Here is an 18,325-nt window from a genome sequence, read left to right as displayed (position 1 = left end):
CGCCATTGCCAGGCAGTCGGTAGTTGATTGAAGCGACGTCACGGGGCAGCACGAGCGTGTTGTCCTGTGACGAATACCGGCGAGCCGGACCCATGGGCTCGCCGCGTCCTTTGCGGTCCGATATTTCACCGGCGATGCTATGCCGGTATGACTTGTGGTACTCGACATGAACACCAGCGTATCCCTCACTGCAAATGGTCGCCTGCCGGGCGAACCGCCCAAGCGTTCGTGGCTGTCCCTGATCAGCTGGGGGGCATTCTTCCTGATCCTGGTGTGGTCGTGGGGCGGTGCCGATATGCGTCCGCTCGATCTGATTCGCGATTCCGGCAACATGAGCCAGTTCGCGCACGACTTCTTCCCGCCTGATTTTCACGACTGGCGTGTGTATGTGCACGAGATGCTGGTGACCATACACATTGCGGTATGGGGGACAGTCCTCGCGGTGGTTTGTTCGATCCCGATGGGTTTGCTCTCGGCGTCGAACATGGTGCCGGCGTGGGTGTATCAGCCCGTGCGTCGCGTGATGGATTCCTGCCGCGCGATCAACGAAATGGTATTTGCGATGCTCTTCATCGTGGCCGTGGGTCTTGGCCCGTTCGCTGGCGTGCTGGCGTTGTGGGTGCATACCACGGGTACGCTTTCGAAATTATTCGCCGAGGCTGTTGAAGCCATCGATCCGCGTCCGGTGGAGGGGGTACGCGCCACAGGAGCGCGAGCCATAGACGAAATTCTGTACGGCGTGTTGCCGCAAGTCATGCCGCTGTGGATTTCGTACACGCTTTACCGATTCGAGTCGAACGTACGTTCGGCGTCGGTTGTTGGCATGGTGGGCGCGGGGGGGATTGGCGTGGTGTTGTATGAAGTGATCCGCAGCTTCCAGTATGCGCAGACGTGTGCGGTGATGTTGATCATGATCGTAGTGGTGACATGTATCGACGTATTCTCGGCGCGCGTGCGGAAGATGGTGATCTGAGAAAAAAGAGCAAAAAAATGGAATAAAAAAACGCCGGTCCCAAAAAGACCGGCGTTTTGCATTGAAGAGAGAGAAAAAAGAAGCAGGAAAGGTGTAGGTGGAAGCACAGAAAGCGAGGAGGGGGATGGACCGGGGCCCCTTTCTGCAGCGAGTTGGGTTTATGTCTGAGAGGCGGAAAGGGGCCCCGGTCCATCGGGGGGAAGGTGTGACAGCGAGGAAAAAACAAAAACCTCAAGCGACGCGAAGCCCTTCCCGATAAGTGGCACGCGGCACAGGCGGCATGCCGGGATGAATGGCGACACGGACCAGATCGGCGCGTAAGCCGGGCACGATACCGCCGCGGTCCGAGAGTCCGACCGATTGCGCGGGCGTCCAGGACACGGTGCGCATGGCTTTCGGGAGGGACCAGCCGATCTCGCTATGCAACTGGAAGGCTGCTTGCAGCAGGCTCGACGGCACGTAGTCTGAAGACAGAATGTCGAGCATGTCGGCGCGAGCCAGATCGGCTGCTGCCACATTGCCCGAGTGCGATCCGCCGCGCACGATATTCGGCGCTCCCATGATGACGCCGATCGACTTCTCGCGGGCTGCGCGAGCGGCGGTGAGTGTCGTCGGGAATTCAGAGAGCGCGACACCGTCGCGGACGGCTTCGTCCACATGTTCGATCGACGTATCGTCGTGGCTTGCCAGCGGCAGGCCGCGTTCACGGCTCATCGCCACGATCGAGCGGCGGTGGGGCAGTGCGAACGCCGCTTGCTGCGCCTTCAGGTCTGCCAGCATGGTCTGCCAGGTTTCGTCCGACACCTTGCCGTTCCGCTCGTGATACTGGCGGTACTGGACCGGGTCGTGCCACTGGCGTTGTCCTGGCGTGTGGTCCATGACCGACACGAGGCGCAGCAGCGGATGATCGCTCATCTCGGCGAAGGCATCGGCGGCGTCGTGCGTGGCGACTTCGCAGCGCAGATGCAGGAAGTGGTCGGCACGAAACAGACCGGCGGCGTCAGCGTCGAGCATTGCCTGTCCGCATTCGTTCTGCACCTTGCGGCTGCGCAGCCCGAACGCATCGCGCTCGCCGATCACCAGCGAGTCGAAGACCGTGGTAATACCGGCGGCCGCGACTTGCGCATCGTGAATGGCAAACGCCGCATGCGTATTCCAGAACACGCCGGGACGTGGCGCGAGGTGCTTCTCCAGATTGTCCGTATGCAACTCGACCAGACCGGGCAGCAGATGATCGCCCTGCCAGTCGATGGCTTCCGGCACCTGCGTCGTGCCTTCGTCCACGGAATGAATGCGGCCCTCGCGCACCTCAACGACCCCGGTGAAAGAGGTCTCGGGCGTGACAATACGGGCGTTCTTGATGAGCATGAAAAACTCCGGCGGATCAATGAGCGGGACGAAGCACGGGACGCATCGCGAGCGTGCGGGAGGCGACCTCGTCGCGGGTCGCCTCGTCATGGAAAATGCCAACGATCGCGCTGCCGGCGGCGCGTGCCTCGGCAATCAGTTGCGCGACCACGGCGCGGTTCTGGGCGTCGAGCGACGCGGTCGGCTCGTCGAGCAGCAGCACCGGCGCGGCGGCAATCAGGCCGCGCGCGATGTTGATGCGTTGCTGTTCGCCCCCCGAGAACGTTGCCGGGGCGAGCGACCAGAGCCGTTCGGGAATATTCAGGCGGGCGAGCAGATCGCGGGCGCGGCCTGTGGCGTCGCCGTTGTCATAGCCAAGGCGTCGCAGCGGCTCCGCCACAATGTCGAGCGTGCTAACACGCGGAATCACGCGCAGAAACTGGCTCACGTAACCGAGCGTCGTGCGGCGTACCGAGAGCACCTCACGCGCGGTGGCTGCGCTCAGATCGATCCAACGCACTGCGTGTCCGTCGTCGTGACGGATCTCGATACGGCCTTCGCCCACCAGGTAGTTGCCATAGAGGCAACGCAGCAGTGTGCTCTTGCCCGAACCCGAAGGACCGACCAGCGCCACGCATTCGCCGCGTCGCACCGTCAGATCTACCCCGTCGAGGGCCGGAATCGCTGCGCCACCCTGAGCGTGCAGCCGAAAAGTCTTGCGAAGACCCTGTGCACGCAACATCACGTCGTGCTCGCGCGTGGCAAGCGTAATGGATTCGGATTCGTGCCGAAGCGCTGCCGCGTCAGGGGAAGTGGGAAAGTTCATTCCGGAGTTCATACGGGCAGCACCGAGGAAACCAGCAATTGGGTATAGGGGTGTTGGGGATCGTCGAGCACCTGATCCGTCAGACCGGCTTCGACCACGCGGCCGGCCTGCATCACGATCAGACGATGTGCGATGAGGCGTGCTACCCCGATATCGTGCGTGACGATGATGGCGGCAAGATGAAGGCGCTCCACCAGCGAGCGCAGCAGATCGAGCAAGCGCGCCTGTACCGACACGTCGAGACCCGCGGTCGGTTCGTCCATGAACACGAGGCGCGGCTCGGTCACCAGATTGCGCGCGATTTGCAGACGTTGCTGCATACCGCCGGAGAACGCGCCGGGCATATCGTCCACGCGTGCCGGGTCGAGTTCGACCTGCGCCATCCAGTGCCGGGCCTTCGTGCGAATGTCGCCGAAGTGTCGCGCACCGACGGCCATCAGGCGGTCGCCGATGTTGCCGCCGGCCGAGACGTTCATGCGCAGCCCGTCGCGCGGGTTCTGCTCCACAAAACCCCATTCGGTACGCAGCAGACGGCGCTTGTGCGCCTCGTCCAGCGCGTTCAGGTCGTGCAGCGTGCCGTCGGTGCCGCGATAGTGCAGCGAGCCGGCGTCGATCTCATGACGTAGCGCCAGCGCGTTGAGCAGCGTCGATTTGCCCGATCCCGATTCCCCGACCACACACACCACTTCCCCGGGCCAGAGATCGAACGTCACGTCGGCGCAGCCGATGCGATCGCCGTAATGCTTGCTGAGACCGGCCACACGCAGCAGCGGCTCGTCCATGGGTGGCGCGCCGCGCAGCGCCGCGTTGGAAAGCGCATTCATGCGACCTCCTTCGCCGCCGTGCGGCTGCCGCAGTAATCGCTGTCCGAGCACACATACATACGGGTGCCCGCGTCATCGGTAATGACCTCGTCGAGGAAACTCTCGGTCGCGCCGCACAGCGCACAATGCGCGTCCCACTTCTGGATCTCGAACGGGTGATCGTCGAAGTCGAGACTCTCGACCGGCGTGTACGGTGGAATCGCGTACAGACGCCGCTCGCGTCCCGCACCGAAGAGTTGCAGCGCCGGGTTCATATGCAGCTTGGGGTTGTCGAATTTCGGAATCGGAGAGGGCGACGTGAGGTAGCGTCCGTTCACGATGACCGGATAGTCGTAAGTCGTTGCGATGGCGCCGTGCCTCACAATGTCCTCATACAAACGCACGCGCATGAGGCCGTACTCGCCAAGCGCATGGAGCTTGCGCGACTCGACAATGCGGGGCTCGAGACGGAACAGCGGTTCGGGCATCGGCACCTGATAGACCATGATCTGGCCCTCATGGAGCGCCGCTTCGGGAATGCGGTGACGGGTCTGAATCACCGTGGCGTCCGAGGTCTTCGTTGTCGTGGCGACGCCGGCCGTGCGTGCGAAGAAACGGCGAATGTTGACGGCGTTGGTCGTGTCGTCCGCGCCCTGGTCGATGACTTTGAGCGTGTCGCCGGTGCCGATCACGGCGGCGCTCACCTGAATGCCGCCCGTGCCCCAGCCATAAGGCAGCGGCATCTCGCGGCTGCCGAACGGCACCTGATAGCCAGGAATCGCCACGGCCTTGAGCAGGCTGCGGCGAATCATGCGCTTGGTCTGTTCATCGAGAAACGCGAAGTTGTAGCCCTCCACGGTGGCGTCGCTGGCCACAGGCGAGGGGATTTGCGCGGTGTTGCGCGACGTGTGGAGCATGTCGGCGGCGTCGCTCATGCGGCCTCCTGAGTGTTCTGAACGGCAGGGGTGGCGTTCTCGCCAGCGGCCTGCGTTCCGTATTTCGTGGCGTGCTCGGCGCGCAGACGTCGCACCAGTTCCAATTCGGCTTGAAAGTCGACGTAATGCGGCAGCTTCAAGTGCTGAACGAAGCCGGACGCTTCGACGTTATCGCTGTGATAGAGCACGAATTCCTGCTGCTGGGCGGGCGAGGTGGCGGTGTCGCCCAGTTCCTGCGTGCGCAGCGCGCGATCGACCAGCGACATCGCCATTGCCTTGCGCTCGTTGTGGCCGAACGCGAGACCGTAGCCCTGCGTGAACTGCGGCGGCATATTCTGATTGCCGCCGAACTGTGTGACCATCTGGCACTCCGTCACGGCGATCTCGCCAATGTCGATGGCGAAGCCCAGTTCTTCCGGCACGATCTCCACGGCGACATGCCCGATGCGGATCTCGCCGGCGAACGGGTGATCGTTGCCATAGCCACGCTGCGTGGAGTAGCCGAGGGCGAGCAGGAAGCCTTCGTCGCCGCGTGCGAGGTTCTGCAAACGCGCGGTGCGCGACGCGGGTGTGAAGAGGGGGGCGTGCACGAGGTCGTGCGGCTCGGGGTCGGTGCCGTCGGCGCGCAGCGGTTCGAGCAGACCGTCTCGCCCCAGAATGTCGGTCACGCGCGGTGTGGTGTCGACGGGCGGCAGCGGCGGAATCGCGGCATAGCCGTTTGCTGCGTTGTCGTGCGATTCGGCGCGCACCGTGTTTCCCGTGATGGTGTCGGCCTGGGCAGCGGCTGGATCGACGCTTGCGGCGTCGGCGACGTGGCCAGCTTCGCCGGGCAATGGTGCGCGGCCGTCCTGCCCATGCATTTCGCCTTCCGCGAGCAACGCGAAGTCGAGTAGCCGTTGCGTGTAGTCGTACGTGGCGCCCAGCACCTGACCGCCCGGCACGTCCTTGAATGTGGCGGAAATTCGCCGCGACAGGCGCATCGACGCCGTATCGATAGGCCGGGTCGTGCCCAGACGCGGTAACGTCGTGCGATAGGCGCGCAGCAGGAAAATCGCTTCGACGAGATCGCCGGCCGCCTGTTTGATCGCCAGCGCCGCGAGCGTCTCGTCATACAGCGCGCCTTCACTCATGACGCGCGAAACGGCCAGACGCATCTGCTCGCGAATTTGCGTGACGCTCAGCGCCGGCACTTCGGGATTGCCGCGGCGCGCTTTGGCGAGCAGATCCCACGATTGTTCGATGGCGCGCTCGCCACCTTTGACTGCGACGTACATCAGCAAACCTCCACATGCGTGGTGCGCGGCAGGCCGAGCACCGTGTCGCCGTTGGCGATCAACAGGTCGAGCCCGGCGGGAAAGCGCGGTGCAAGTGCCGCGCGCGACTGCCAGAAAACGGTGTCGATCCCGCCGACGGTCACGTCGGCATGCGTGGCAATGCCGGGACCGCGCAGGCGCAAATGCAAGCCCGCGCCGGTGTGACCCGTGGCCAGCGCGGGCACATCGACAATCAGCGTGGCGCTGTGTTCGGGTGATTCGGCCGTGCCGAACGCGAATCGCTCCAGCGCCGGGCAGCACGTTGGATCGGTGAGCAACGCGAATTGCGCCGTCGCGAGATCCGTCTCGCCGCCAAGCAGCGGAGCGCCGGTATGAAAGCGCAGTGCGCTGGCGACCTCGGGCAGCGGAAATTGCAGCCAGACGGAGGTGGTCGCGTCGGCCAGTGCGAGCAATGTGGCGCGCGCCGCAATGCTCGCTTCCGCGCTCGGCGCGAGCCGGCTGCCGACACTGCGCAGACGACCGGGCCGTGCCAGCGCGTCGAGCACCGCACGGAACACGCCCTGTGCGTCGTGAACCGGATCGGCAAAACCGGGCTGCAGTTGCGACCAGTCAGGCATCGATGCCATCAACATTCAGGCCTCCCGGACCATGGTGAAGAACTCGACGCGGCTCGCGGCCGTATCGGCCTCGTTCCGCGCGGCGGTGGCCGCCAGACGTCCGGCAATCGCGGTGAGCGGGCCGGTGGCGAGCGCGTTGCGGTGATGCGGCATTTGCATGAGTGCGTCGAGACGCGCCACGCGCGCGGCGCGTTCGGCGTCGCGTCCCAGCACGTAACCCGTGCCCACCACGCCGTCGTGCTGACGCAGCGTGCAACGTGTCACGGTTGTCTCGCCGAGGTTGAAGCGATCGCCACTGCCGCCGACACGACCCTGCACCAGCACCAGTCCGGTTTGCGGCGCGCGCAGCCAGACAAACTCAGGGGCGTCCGGGCAGTGGGCGATGGCGTCGTCAAGCTCCTTGCGCGTGGCGCGGGCAAGCAGCGCAAGCCATCGCGCGCGTTCGGGCGGGGCAGCGTTGTCCTCATCCCGCGAAGTGTTGGAAGATGTGTTTGGCATGATTGTCTAGTCGTATAGACGTGTGTATGATCGCAATGACGTTGAATGGGTAAAGCACGCGTCCTCATTACAACTTTGCCGGGTGTCAATTTGATGACAGCACAACTCGAACGTGGCGGCGGTGTCGCCGTCTGGCGGCAGATCGCACAGATTCTCGCTAAGGAAATCGGTGAGCGCCGTTATGGCGAAGGGCTGCCCGACGACCGTTTGCCGAGCGAGACCGATCTTGCGCAGCGCTTTGGTGTCAACCGTCATACGGTGCGCCGCGCGATCCTCGGACTCTCGGAGCAGGGGCTCGTGAATGTCGAGCACGGCCGCGGCACGTTCGTGCAGGCGGGCGCCATTGGCTACGTGATCGGACGCCGCACGCGCTTTACCGAAAATCTCTCTCAGCACAACCTCAAGACGGCGCAGCAGATCCTCTCGGCGCAAAAGGTAAAGGCCGAGGCGAACGTGGCCCATGCGCTCGAGATTCGCGTGGGCGCGCCGGTGTATCGCGTGGAACTCACGCGTCGCAGTCTCGACGCGCAGGGCATCGAGCTGCCGCTCGCGTACAGCGAGAACTGGTTCCCGGCGGCGCGCTTTCCCGAGTTCCCGGAGGTCTTCGCGCAGCACGCGTCGATCAGTGCCGCGCTGGCGAGCTTTGGCGTGACGGACTACACGCGTCGGGAAAGCCGTATCGGCGCACGATTGCCCGACGCCGAAATCGCTCGGCATCTCGGCATCAATCGTCAGCAACCGGTGCTGAGCGTGGAGAGTAGCGACGTCGACGAAGCGGGCAAGCCGGTCAAATACGGTATTGCCTATTTCCCGGCCGATCGCATGCAACTCGTGGTGCAGGGAGAGACGGCATGACCGGCGCGCAGCAACTCGCGCTCGATCTGTCGGTGGCGCGCTTCGCGATCTACTATGCGCCACCCGCAGGCTCTTGCTGGTGGAACGAAGGCAGCCGCTGGCTCGGGCGCGATGCCATGACCGGTCGCTGTCTCAATGCGCCGCAAGTGCCGGGGTTGTCACGTTCGTTGCACGACGTCACGACCGATCCGCGGCGCTACGGACTACATGCCACGCTCAAGGCGCCGATGCGTCTCGCGCCGCAGGCCCGGCCCGGCGATCTGTCCGGTATCGCGGCGGCAGTCGCGGCACGTCATGCGCCGTTCGATCTTGCGGTACATACCGATGTCGTCGATACCGATAACGGCAAACGGCCGGGCTTCGTTGCGCTGCGGCCCATGCAGGGATCTGTAGGAGAGAAAGCGGTGAACGCCCTTGCCGCCGATTGCGTGCGGGCGTTCGACGTTCTGCGCGCATTGCCGACACAAGCCGAATTGGCCAAACGTCACGCGCAACCGCTATCGTCACGCCAACGCGAGTTGCTCGCCCAGTGGGGATATCCGTACGTGCTCGACGAATTTCGTTTTCATGTCACGCTGTCCGATCGCGTGGAGGCGAACGACGCCGCCGCGATCACCGACTGGTGGCAGCCTCGCGTGCAGGCGCTGGGTGCCCTGCGCGTCGATAGTCTGGCGCTCTTCGTGCAACCGTCGCCCGGTGCGCCGTTCTGGTTGCATGAACGCTTCGCCTTCGGGGAGGCCGCATGAATCACGCGCGCCTCTTTTACGTGATGGGGCCCTCGGGGGCGGGCAAGGACTCGTTGCTGGCATACGCCCGCGAGCGAATCGGCACGGCATCGCCGGTGCTTTTCGCCCATCGCTACATCACGCGACCGCCTTCCGAGGGGGAGAATCACGTCGCGCTTTCGCATGCCGAATTCGAGATGCGGCACGCGCTGGGCTGCTTCGCGCTGGACTGGACAAGTCACGACTGTCGGTACGGCATCGGTATCGAGATCGATGCCTGGATGGCGGCAGGCGCGAATGTCGTCATCAACGGGTCGCGCGCGTTTCTGGCTCAGGCCGTGCAGCGCTACGGTGAACGGCTGCATCTGGTCGAGATCCGGGTCGATCCGGCGGTGCGTGCCCAACGTCTTGCCCGCCGCGGCCGTGAAACAGGCGACGCGCTCGACAGACGCGTCGCTCATCAAGTGGAGTGGACACCTCCTGACGGCATTCCCCTCTCCGTGATTGCCAACGACGGCGCGCTGACCCATGCGGGGCATCGTCTCTCCGAATTGCTGACGGCGCAGGGACGGGACTGACTGGCTTGCGGAAGCCGGCCGCTTCACGCCGGGATAGCAGGGAGTACCGAAGAGGCCAGCCATGTGACGACGATGTGAATGTTGCAATGTGTGTCGTTATTTTGCGAATTATTGCAAATGTGACGCGCTTTGCGTAATCTTCACGTCATCGCACACGGCATCGCCCGGGCATAGCGTCGTCATCGACATCGGCCCGGGCTCATTGGGGAGCCCTTCATGACTTCAGCTTTGCCTACTCACGCCCGCGTCGTCATTGTCGGCGGCGGCATCGTCGGTTGTTCCGTCGCCTATCACCTTGCCAAGCTGGGCTGGACAGACGTTGTTCTGCTGGAGCAGGGGCAGTTGTCGTGTGGCACCACCTGGCACGCGGCGGGGCTCGTGGGCCAGTTGCGCTCGCAGGAGAGCATGACGAAGCTGATTCGTTATTCGACGAAGCTCTACAGCGAACTCGAAGCGGAAACCGGGCTTGGCACGGGCTGGAAGCAATGCGGGTCGCTGTCGGTGGCGCGCACGCATGAGCGCATGACCCAACTCAGGCGCACGGCTGCCGTGGCGCGCGCCTATGGGGTGCAATGCGATGTGATCTCGCCGCGCGAAGCGGGAGAACTCTGGCCGGTAATGCGTACCGACGATCTCGTTGGCGCTGTGTGGTTGCCGGGCGACGGCAAGGCGAATCCAACCGACCTCACACAGGCACTTGCCCGTGGCGCGCGCAGCCGGGGTGTGCGCATTGCCGAGAACACGTGCATCACCGGGATTCATACGGCATCGCCCAATGGCGTTCGCACGGCGACGGGCGTGTCGTGGCGCAACAAGCACGGTGAAAGCGGCCGCATCGACGCCGAGATCGTCGTCAACTGCGCAGGCCAGTGGGCCAAAGCCGTGGGTCGCATGGGTGGCGTGACCGTGCCGTTGCATTCGGCCGAGCACTACTACATCGTGACGGAGCGAATTGCGGGCGTGCATCCCGATCTGCCGGTCATGCGCGATCCGGACGGTTACATCTACTTCAAGGAAGAGGTCGGTGGTCTGGTGATGGGCGGCTTCGAGCCGAACGCCAAGCCGTGGGGCATGAATGGTATTCCCGAGAATTTCGAGTTCCAATTGCTGCCCGATGACTGGGATCAGTTCGAGATTCTCATGGAGAACGCGCTGATTCGGGTGCCCGCGCTGGAAACAGCGCAGGTCAGGCAGTTCTACAACGGCCCGGAGTCGTTCACGCCGGACAACAACTTCATTCTCGGCGAAGCCCCCGAGTTGCGGAATTTCTACGTGGGCGCGGGCTTCAACTCGATGGGCATTGCCTCGGCGGGCGGCGCCGGCATGGCGCTCGCCGAGTGGATCGTCGCGGGCGAGCCGACGATGGACCTCTGGCCTGTCGACATTCGCCGCTTCGCGGGATTCAACGGCAACGACACATGGCTGCACGATCGCGTGAAAGAGACCCTTGGGCTGCACTACGCCATGCCGTGGCCCAATCGCGAACTGGAGACGGCGCGCCCGTTCCGCCGTTCGCCGCTGTACGCAACGTTACTCGCCAAAGGCGCATGCTTCGGCAGCAAGATGGGCTGGGAGCGGCCGAACTTCTTCGCGCCGTCGCCCGAGCAAGCGCAGATCGAGTACAGCTTCGGCCAGCAGAACTGGCACGCGTGGAGTGCCGGGGAGCATCGCGCCTGCCGCGACGCGGTGGCACTTTTCGACATGAGCTCGTTCTCGAAGCTGCTCATCAAGGGGCGCGACGCCGAGCGCGTATTGCAGTCGCTGTGCACCAACGACGTTGCCGTGCCGCCGGGACGCACCGTCTATACCGGCATGCTTAACGAGCGCGGCGGTTACGAGTCTGACTTCACGCTCACACGTCTTGCCCCCGACCAGTACCTGATGGTCACCGGCTCCGCACAAACCACGCGCGACATGGATTATCTGGAGCGCCGCATCGCGACGCTGCCCGACGATCCGCGCTGCACGGTGGTCGACGTCACCGGGCAGTACGCGGTGCTGGCGCTGATGGGGCCGAAGTCGCGGGCGTTGCTGCAACAAGTGTCCAAAGCGGACTTCTCGAACGAAGCGTTCCCCTTCGGTACCAGCCGTGAGATCGATCTCGGCTACGCGACGGTGCGGGCGACGCGCCTGACCTACGTGGGTGAATTGGGCTGGGAACTGTATGTGCCCGTCGAATTCGCGGTGGGCGTCTACGAGACGTTGCACGCGGCGGGCGCAGCGTTCGGGTTAAAAGACGCGGGCTACTACGCGATCGATTCGTTGCGCATTGAGAAGGGCTATCGCGCGTGGGGACGGGAACTGACGCCGGACACGAATCCGGTGGAGGCCGGTCTCACCTTCGCGTGCAAACTGGCGAACGACACACCCTTCACCGGCCGAACGGCCGTGGAGCAGGCCAGATCGAAGGGGGTGCGCCGCAGGCTGGTGAGCGTGGCGCTCGACGGCGCGAGCGACAAGATGTTGTGGGGCGGCGAGGCGGTGCTGCGCAATGGCCAACCGGCCGGCTTCATTTCCTCCGCAGCGTATGGGCACACGGTCGACGCGCCCGTCGCGCTGGCGTTTCTGACGAACCCGGATGGCGCGGTGTCCGCCGAGTATGTGGAAACCGGCCGGTATCAGGTCGATCTCGCCGGCGAGTTGCTCGACGCCCGGGTGCAACTCCGCGCGTTGTATGACCCGAAGGGCGAGCGGGTAAAGGCCTGAGCGCCGCGTTTGACGCGGCGGGCAGCGCCAGCGCCGGGGGCGGGCAACGATCGCCAGACGTTAGCTGGCGTCAGCCCGACATTGGGCCGATGAAAGCCCAACGATCGCCCGGCGACAGCGGACATGGGCGGACTCGCCGCCGCTTCTGTAAAATGCCGGTTTTGCTTCGATTTCGCGCGCTTCCGACGGGGGCGCGTCCGGTCTTTGACGTATGTCTTTTGCTTGTATTGCGGCGGCGCGCCGCTTCGACGACACGGCGCATTTGCCGCTCGTGATCGGTTCGCAGCGTTATGGATGGATTCGCCGTCGCGACGTCGAATCGCTGTGCCGTTGGCCCGACGTATTCGAAATCAGCTCGCTTGCGGTGCGCATTCACCCGCGCCACGACACCTGCGAGGCCCGCACGGATGCGCTGGCGCCGGTGATCGAGACGTTGGCGGCGGAAGGGCGCATTACCGGCTGGCGCAACGAGCGTTATGCGATCCGGCAGCGTCTTTACGACGCACCGCTCGCGTGGATCGAACGCGCGGCCTCACGCTTCTTCGGCACGCGCACGTTCGCCGTGCATGTGAACGCCTACGTGCCGGCTCGCTTCGTGGGAGAGGCGCCGAAGATGTGGATCGCACGGCGCAGCGTGCTCAAGGCAACCGATCCCGGCTGCCTGGATAACGCTGCGGCCGGTGGCATCGGCAACGGTATCGGCGTGGGCGACACGCTCGTCAAGGAATGCTGGGAAGAAGCCGGTATTCCGGCCCATCTGGCGAACGAGGCGCGGCCCGGCCGCACGCTGCATATTCTCGCGGAGATTCCGGAGGGCGTGCAGTCCGAGCAGATTTTCGTCTACGACCTCGCCCTGCCGCGCGGCTTCGTGCCCGAGAATCAGGACGGCGAGGCGAGCGCGCACTGGCTATGTTCCGCCGGCGATGTGCGCGACGTGATCGCGCGCGGCAAGATGACCGTCGACGCGAGCCTCGCGAGCCTGGATTTCCTGCTGCGCGAGGGCGCCATCCGCGTGAAAGACTGCGCCGGAATCGAAGCACTGTTCAAGCCGGCAGACGAGTAATCCCGGCTATCGGCCCCAGGGCCGCCGACACGAATTTCAACACTGCAACGACATTGCAAGCCTTTGCCCAGGAGCAATCATGGCACCGATCGAAAATAGCTACATTCTGAAGTTGTCCTGCCCGGATCGTCCCGGCATCGTCCACACGGTGGCCGGTTTCCTGGTCGAGCGCGGTGGCAACATTCTCGACTCGGCCCAGTTCAACGATCGTTTCACGGGTGGCTTCTTCATGCGCGTGCATTTCCAGCAGCTGCCGGGGCAGACCGATCTGGCTTCGTTGCAACGCGACTTCGCGCCGCTCGCCGAGCAATTCGAAATGCAGTGGGAACTGGTCGACGCCGCGATCAAGCCGCGCGTCATGCTCATGGTCTCGAAGATCGGTCATTGTCTGAACGATCTGCTGTTCCGCTACAAGACCGGCCAGCTTAACGTCGAAATTCCGGTGATCGTGTCGAACCACAAGGATTTCTACCAACTCGCGGCGAGCTACAACATCCCGTTCCATCACCTGCCGCTCCTGAACTCGACGCCGGAATCGAAGGCCGCGCAGGAAGCCAAGGTGTTTGAGCTGGTGCAGGACAACAACATCGATCTGGTGGTGCTCGCCCGCTACATGCAAGTCCTCTCGAGCGATTTGTGCAAGAAGCTCGCCGGTCGCGCGATCAACATCCATCACTCGTTCCTGCCGAGCTTCAAGGGAGCGAAGCCGTACTATCAGGCGTTCGACCGCGGCGTGAAACTGATCGGCGCGACGGCACACTACGTGACGTCCGATCTGGACGAAGGTCCGATCATCGAACAGGAAGTCGAGCGCGTGGATCACACGATGGACCCGGAACAACTGACGGCCATCGGCCGCGACGTGGAGTGCGTGGCGCTGGCGCGTGCCGTGCGTTACCACGCCGAGCATCGCATTCTGCTCAACGGCCACAAGACGGTTATCTTCCGCTAAACACCGCTGCGCGCAGCGCGACAAAAAACGCCCGGAACATCGTGTTCCGGGCGTTGTCGTTTCCGGTGCCTGCGGTGTGTTTTCTGTGAGGTGGCGTCAGCTACGCTGCGCCAGTTCGCTGCCGGCATCGCGTGCGAGACGCGCGATAGAAAACGTCGAACTCACGGCGATCAACGCCACGCTCAGGAAGGCCCAGGGGAAGTCGACGTCGGTGACATGGTCGCGTCCGTGCATCCATGACGAGGTCTGCAACACAGCTGCCCCGATGGTGATGCCTAACGTGAGCGAAACCTGTTGCGCGACGCTGGCCAGACTCGTCGCCTGACTCATGCGATGTGCGGGCACGTCGGCGTAAGAGATCGCATTCAGGCTGGTGAACTGCAACGAGCGGAAGCATCCACCGAACAGCAGCGTGCCGAGGATCACCAGATGCGACGTCTGGTCGGTGAACAAGCCATAGCTCCCGATGGTCGCCGCGGCGATGAGTGCATTGGTCATGAGCACGCGACGAAAGCCCCAGCGTTGCAGAATGCGCAGCGAGAGGGTCTTCATGAACATTGCCCCTGCCGCTGAAATGAACGTGAGTCCGCCGGATTCCATGGGTGTCATGCCGAAGCCGAGTTGCAGCATCAGCGGCAACAGGAACGGCGTTGCCCCCACGCCGATGCGGAACAGCGTGCCCCCTGCGACACCCGCGCGGAATGTGGGGATGCGAAAGAGATCGAGGCGCAGCAGCGGGTGCGCGAGCCCTTTCGCGTGGCGCAGATACAGGGCCAGCAGTACGGCACCGATGGCGACGAGCCCCAGCGCGAGCGGCGTGGGAATCAGATGACGGCCGATGGTAGACAGGCCGAGCATCAGAATCGAGAGCCCGAGACCGGACAGGATGAAGCCCTTGATATCGAGCGGAGGGATTTCGTCCTCGTAGAGATCGGGAATGTACTTCGTCGCGAGGATGAAGCCGAGCACGCCGATCGGAATATTGATGAAGAAGATCCAGCGCCAGTGCCAAAACGTCGTGATGAAGCCGCCGAGCGGCGGGCCGAGTACCGGGCCCACCAGCGCGGGAATGGTCAGGTAGTTGAGCGCGCGCACCATGTCGCGCTTCTCTACGGACTTGAGCAATGCCAGGCGGCCAACCGGCACCATCATCGCGCCGCCCATGCCTTGCACGAAGCGTGCGATCACCAGCTCCGGCAGATTGGTCGAAATGCCGCAGAAGATCGAGCTGAGCACAAATACACCGATGGCGGTGCGAAAGACGTTGCGCGTGCCGAAGCGGTCGGCTATCCAGCCGCTGATCGGAATGAAGACGGCGAGACTAATGAGGTACGTGGTGAGCGCGAGCTTGAGCGTGATCGGGCTCTCGCCGAGATCTTTCGCGATCAACGGCAAGGAGGTGGATAACACGGTGGAATCCATGTTCTCCATGAACAGCGCACAGGCAACTATCAGTGGAACGAGCATGAGGCATGGTGTTGCCGTCGCGGCAACGCGAATAAACACTGGAAATTCGATACGGTGCACGCATGTCGCATGTGCCGTCGGGGGCAGCGGATGAAACGGATGAAACCGACCCAACAGAGAACGCGCAGGCTGCGCCGGACATGGCAGACATGATGGCGACGCAATGAGCGTTATAGCAAACTTCGCCGCCGCCTGTCCCGTTCGTGCGCAGCGCCAGACATTACGCGGGTTTCCACGGTATCGGCGTCACACGGCGTCGTTTTGAAGAGTGGAATGCTGTGTCGCCGCATGATACGCCGCCGTCTCTGGTGAACCTTACCGCCGCCGGTGCCACGCTGACGGCGCCCCAGATCCGGCGGGCGTCAATACATCGACGCGTTGCCGCGGCTCACTGCCACGCTCCATTCCATCGGTCCATCGCAATGATCCCTATGTCGGGCCGCTTTATCGGTCTACCACCGGCCTACCACCGGCCTACCACCGGCCTACCACCGGCCCATCGAAACGATCGACGCGAATGGGCCAAAGCGGTTTAACGTGATTCGAGAAAGTCGCGGAGCACATGCAGGTGCGTGTGCGCTTCGTCATCTTCGAGGCGATGGGCGGCGGTGAGCAACGTGACAGGGCCGTCTGCCAGTCGTGTGCGCAGTTCGGCGAGCATGGCGTTGTGGTCGGCGTCGAGCGCGGAGAGTTCGTCGAGAAAGCGCTGACGGAACTCGTCGAAATGCTCGGGATGCTGGTGAAACCACTGTCGAAGCGGCGTGCTCGGCGTGACGTCCTTGGCCCAGAAGTCGACATGCGCCTTGACCTTGGCGAGGCCGCGCGGCCAGAGACGGTCGGCGAGGATGCGTTGTCCGTCGGCGGGATCGGGAGCATCGTAGACACGCTTGAATCGAATCTCGATAGACCTGGTGCCGCGTTTGCCGGCTACGCCCGCTTTGGCCGGGCGCGCCACGTCGGTGGCTTTCGATGAAGGCATGGGGGTCAACCTCCGGGAGGGCGCGTAGGCGCGACATCCGATAGCTTACCGGAGGAGGGCAAGGCGGGCGAGTCCCACGAGCCTGCTCTCGACCGGCGGCGCCGAATCGCGCCGCCCGGGACAGCCGACATTCGGGGGGGAGGCGACGACCGCGGCGAACGAACGGTCAACGCGCGGTCAATGCGCGCAGGAAACCATGACGTGTCTTGCCGGATGAAGCACTAATGCACGGGTGATGTGCGGCACATTCCAGGAAGTGCGATGCGGAAGTGCCGGTTGTGCGCAGCTAATGAGCGCAGGCACAGACGCGGCTGCGATGCCGGGTTTGACTGGGGAAACAAGGCCGTGCGTTGACACGGCGATGCCGTCGAAACACCGACGGAAATGCTAAGTGACGGACGATTCCCTTCGTGAGGGAATCGTCGAAAACGGGTGACCGCAGCGGTCACCCGTCGTTCTATTACGCAACGCCTGCGCAGCGCTACGCGGCGCGCGTGAGGGGCGCCACCTGCCGAATGCCGAGCGACGTCAACGACTGTGCAATGGCCGTGACAACATTGCGCATCTCGTTATCGTCGATGGCCCCGATGCAACCGACCCGGAACGTTTCGATCTGCGTGAGCTTGCCCGGATAGAGGATGTAACCGCGATCGCGCACGGCAGCGTAAAACGCCTTGAAGTCGTACTTGTTGTCGGCGGGCGCGTGGAATGTCACGATCACGGGAGCCTGCACTTCGGGCGCAAGGAACGGACGGAAGCCCAGCGACGCCATGCCGTCAACCAAGGTGCAGCAATTCTTCCGGTAACGCGCGCCGCGTACGGGCTGCCCCCCTTCGGCCAGGAACTGATCGACCGCCGCACGCAGTGCAGCGACCACATGCGTCGGCGGAGTGAAACGCCACTGCGTGGTCTTTTGCATGTAGCTGTACTGGTCGTGCAGATCCATCGCCAGCGAGTGACTGTTACCGGCGCTGGCCTCGAGCACGGACTTCCTGGCGATCACGAAACCCATGCCCGGCACCCCTTCAAGGCATTTCCCGCTCGCGGCGATGAGGGCGTCGAACGGCATCGAGCGCACATCGATCTCGACAGCGCCGAACGAACTCATGGCGTCGACGATAAGTCCCTTGCCGTGCTTCTGACAGACGCGCGCGATGTCGGCAAGCGGATTGAGCACACCGGCGCCGGTTTCCAGATGCACCTGCGCAACGTGTGTGATCGACGGGTCGCGCGTGAGCGCTTCGTCGATCGCGGCGGCGCTCGCGGCCTGATCTTCAGGAATGGGCAGGGCGATCGCGTCGCGTCCCAGATAGCGACAGATTTTCAGAATGCGCTGGCAGTACGCACCGTTATCGGGCACGAGAATGCGCGCGCCGCGTGGGGTGAGTGTGCCGATAGCCGCTTCGACGGCGAACGTGCCCGAGCCTTGCAGCGGCACACAGACATAGTCTTCGCCGCCGTGGACGACATCTACCAGGTCGCGGCACAGCGATGCGGTAATGCGGTTGAACTGGGCGTCCCACGACCCCCAGTCGCGCAACATGGCCTGTCGGGTGGCCGGCGACGTGGTGAGCGGGCCGGGGGTGAGCAGAATCGGTTCCTGACCGAGAATCATGACCGCCTCCTATCAAGCGGGGAAACAAGCGAGAGAAGTAACAACCCTGTCGACATTCGTGTTGCGTCAGGCGCCGGCACTGCGGACACAGCGTCGGGCCGTCATTCAGGAA

17 protein-coding genes are annotated in these 18,325 nt (G+C 63.8%); 7 read left to right on the top strand and 10 right to left on the bottom strand.

Annotation, left to right across the window (positions count from 1 at the left end; all coding sequences use genetic code 11):
• Window positions 1–166 precede the first annotated feature (166 nt).
• Window positions 167–973 (top strand): phosphonate ABC transporter, permease protein PhnE, encoded by an 807-nt coding sequence (gene phnE, locus AT395_RS22170; RefSeq protein WP_042114324.1) that lies wholly within the window; start codon window positions 167–169, stop codon window positions 971–973.
• A gap of 231 nt (window positions 974–1,204) precedes the next feature.
• Here phnE and AT395_RS22165 read toward each other — a convergent pair whose 3' ends face one another.
• The 7 genes from AT395_RS22165 to phnG form a co-directional block, all read right to left on the bottom strand.
• Entirely contained in the window at window positions 1,205–2,341 is a 1,137-nt protein-coding gene (locus AT395_RS22165) for an alpha-D-ribose 1-methylphosphonate 5-triphosphate diphosphatase (protein WP_048628612.1), read from the bottom strand.
• Between the two features lie 16 nt (window positions 2,342–2,357).
• Window positions 2,358–3,062 carry a phosphonate C-P lyase system protein PhnL gene (gene phnL, locus AT395_RS22160; protein ID WP_224787368.1) on the bottom strand — a complete coding sequence of 235 codons (705 nt, stop codon included), beginning with the start codon at window positions 3,060–3,062 and terminating at the stop codon, window positions 2,358–2,360.
• 92 nt (window positions 3,063–3,154) lie between these two features.
• A complete protein-coding gene (phnK, locus tag AT395_RS22155; RefSeq protein WP_048628774.1) occupies window positions 3,155–3,928 on the bottom strand; it encodes a phosphonate C-P lyase system protein PhnK in 774 nt (257 codons plus the stop codon).
• Window positions 3,929–3,966: 38 nt separating this feature from the next.
• The gene (locus AT395_RS22150; protein WP_231586216.1) at window positions 3,967–4,761 is read right to left on the bottom strand and encodes an alpha-D-ribose 1-methylphosphonate 5-phosphate C-P-lyase PhnJ; all 795 of its coding nucleotides are present in this window, start codon (window positions 4,759–4,761) and stop codon (window positions 3,967–3,969) included.
• Window positions 4,762–4,880: 119 nt separating this feature from the next.
• Entirely contained in the window at window positions 4,881–6,158 is a 1,278-nt protein-coding gene (locus tag AT395_RS22145; protein ID WP_048628613.1) for a carbon-phosphorus lyase complex subunit, read from the bottom strand.
• Window positions 6,158–6,790, bottom strand: coding sequence for a phosphonate C-P lyase system protein PhnH (phnH, locus tag AT395_RS22140; RefSeq protein ID WP_224787345.1), 633 nt, complete (start codon window positions 6,788–6,790; stop codon window positions 6,158–6,160). The genes AT395_RS22145 and phnH overlap by 1 nt, the downstream gene beginning before the upstream one ends.
• Window positions 6,791–7,273, bottom strand: a complete 483-nt coding sequence (gene phnG, locus AT395_RS22135; RefSeq protein ID WP_042114329.1) for a phosphonate C-P lyase system protein PhnG — start codon at window positions 7,271–7,273, stop codon at window positions 6,791–6,793. It abuts the gene before it with no gap.
• Window positions 7,274–7,366: 93 nt separating this feature from the next.
• On the opposite strand from phnG, the gene phnF reads away from it, so the two are divergent.
• From phnF to purU, 6 genes are all read left to right on the top strand, one after another.
• Window positions 7,367–8,128: a phosphonate metabolism transcriptional regulator PhnF gene (gene phnF, locus AT395_RS22130; RefSeq protein WP_052765720.1), complete on the top strand. Its 762-nt coding sequence runs from the start codon at window positions 7,367–7,369 to the stop codon at window positions 8,126–8,128.
• Window positions 8,125–8,874, top strand: coding sequence for a DUF1045 domain-containing protein (locus tag AT395_RS22125; RefSeq protein WP_042114331.1), 750 nt, complete (start codon window positions 8,125–8,127; stop codon window positions 8,872–8,874). Before phnF ends, AT395_RS22125 begins: the two co-directional genes overlap by 4 nt.
• Complete coding sequence (phnN, locus tag AT395_RS22120) at window positions 8,871–9,431, top strand: phosphonate metabolism protein/1,5-bisphosphokinase (PRPP-forming) PhnN (protein ID WP_048628614.1); 561 nt, start codon at window positions 8,871–8,873, stop codon at window positions 9,429–9,431. The genes AT395_RS22125 and phnN overlap by 4 nt, the downstream gene beginning before the upstream one ends.
• 216 nt (window positions 9,432–9,647) lie before the next feature.
• The gene (locus AT395_RS22115; protein ID WP_048628615.1) at window positions 9,648–12,137 is read left to right on the top strand and encodes a GcvT family protein; all 2,490 of its coding nucleotides are present in this window, start codon (window positions 9,648–9,650) and stop codon (window positions 12,135–12,137) included.
• A gap of 211 nt (window positions 12,138–12,348) precedes the next feature.
• Window positions 12,349–13,200 carry an NUDIX hydrolase gene (locus tag AT395_RS22110; protein ID WP_042114336.1) on the top strand — a complete coding sequence of 284 codons (852 nt, stop codon included), beginning with the start codon at window positions 12,349–12,351 and terminating at the stop codon, window positions 13,198–13,200.
• 79 nt (window positions 13,201–13,279) lie between these two features.
• Window positions 13,280–14,152, top strand: coding sequence for a formyltetrahydrofolate deformylase (purU, locus tag AT395_RS22105; protein ID WP_042114337.1), 873 nt, complete (start codon window positions 13,280–13,282; stop codon window positions 14,150–14,152).
• A 96-nt stretch (window positions 14,153–14,248) separates the two neighbouring features.
• Here the strand turns inward: purU and AT395_RS22100 are convergent, their stop codons facing one another.
• The 3 genes from AT395_RS22100 to AT395_RS22090 form a co-directional block, all read right to left on the bottom strand.
• On the bottom strand, window positions 14,249–15,583 hold the full coding sequence (locus AT395_RS22100) for an MFS transporter (protein ID WP_472462598.1): 1,335 nt from the start codon (window positions 15,581–15,583) through the stop codon (window positions 14,249–14,251).
• A gap of 568 nt (window positions 15,584–16,151) precedes the next feature.
• A complete protein-coding gene (locus AT395_RS22095; RefSeq protein WP_082117759.1) occupies window positions 16,152–16,598 on the bottom strand; it encodes a DUF488 domain-containing protein in 447 nt (148 codons plus the stop codon).
• Between the two features lie 481 nt (window positions 16,599–17,079).
• The gene (locus tag AT395_RS22090) at window positions 17,080–18,213 is read right to left on the bottom strand and encodes a 2-aminoethylphosphonate--pyruvate transaminase (protein WP_048628617.1); all 1,134 of its coding nucleotides are present in this window, start codon (window positions 18,211–18,213) and stop codon (window positions 17,080–17,082) included.
• Window positions 18,214–18,325 lie beyond the last annotated feature (112 nt).

The organism is Pandoraea apista (assembly GCF_001465595.2).
Taxonomy (GTDB): Bacteria; Pseudomonadota; Gammaproteobacteria; order Burkholderiales; family Burkholderiaceae; genus Pandoraea; species Pandoraea apista.
Note: the sequence above shows the minus strand (reverse complement) of the source record. Positions and strands in the feature narration are given on the sequence as shown.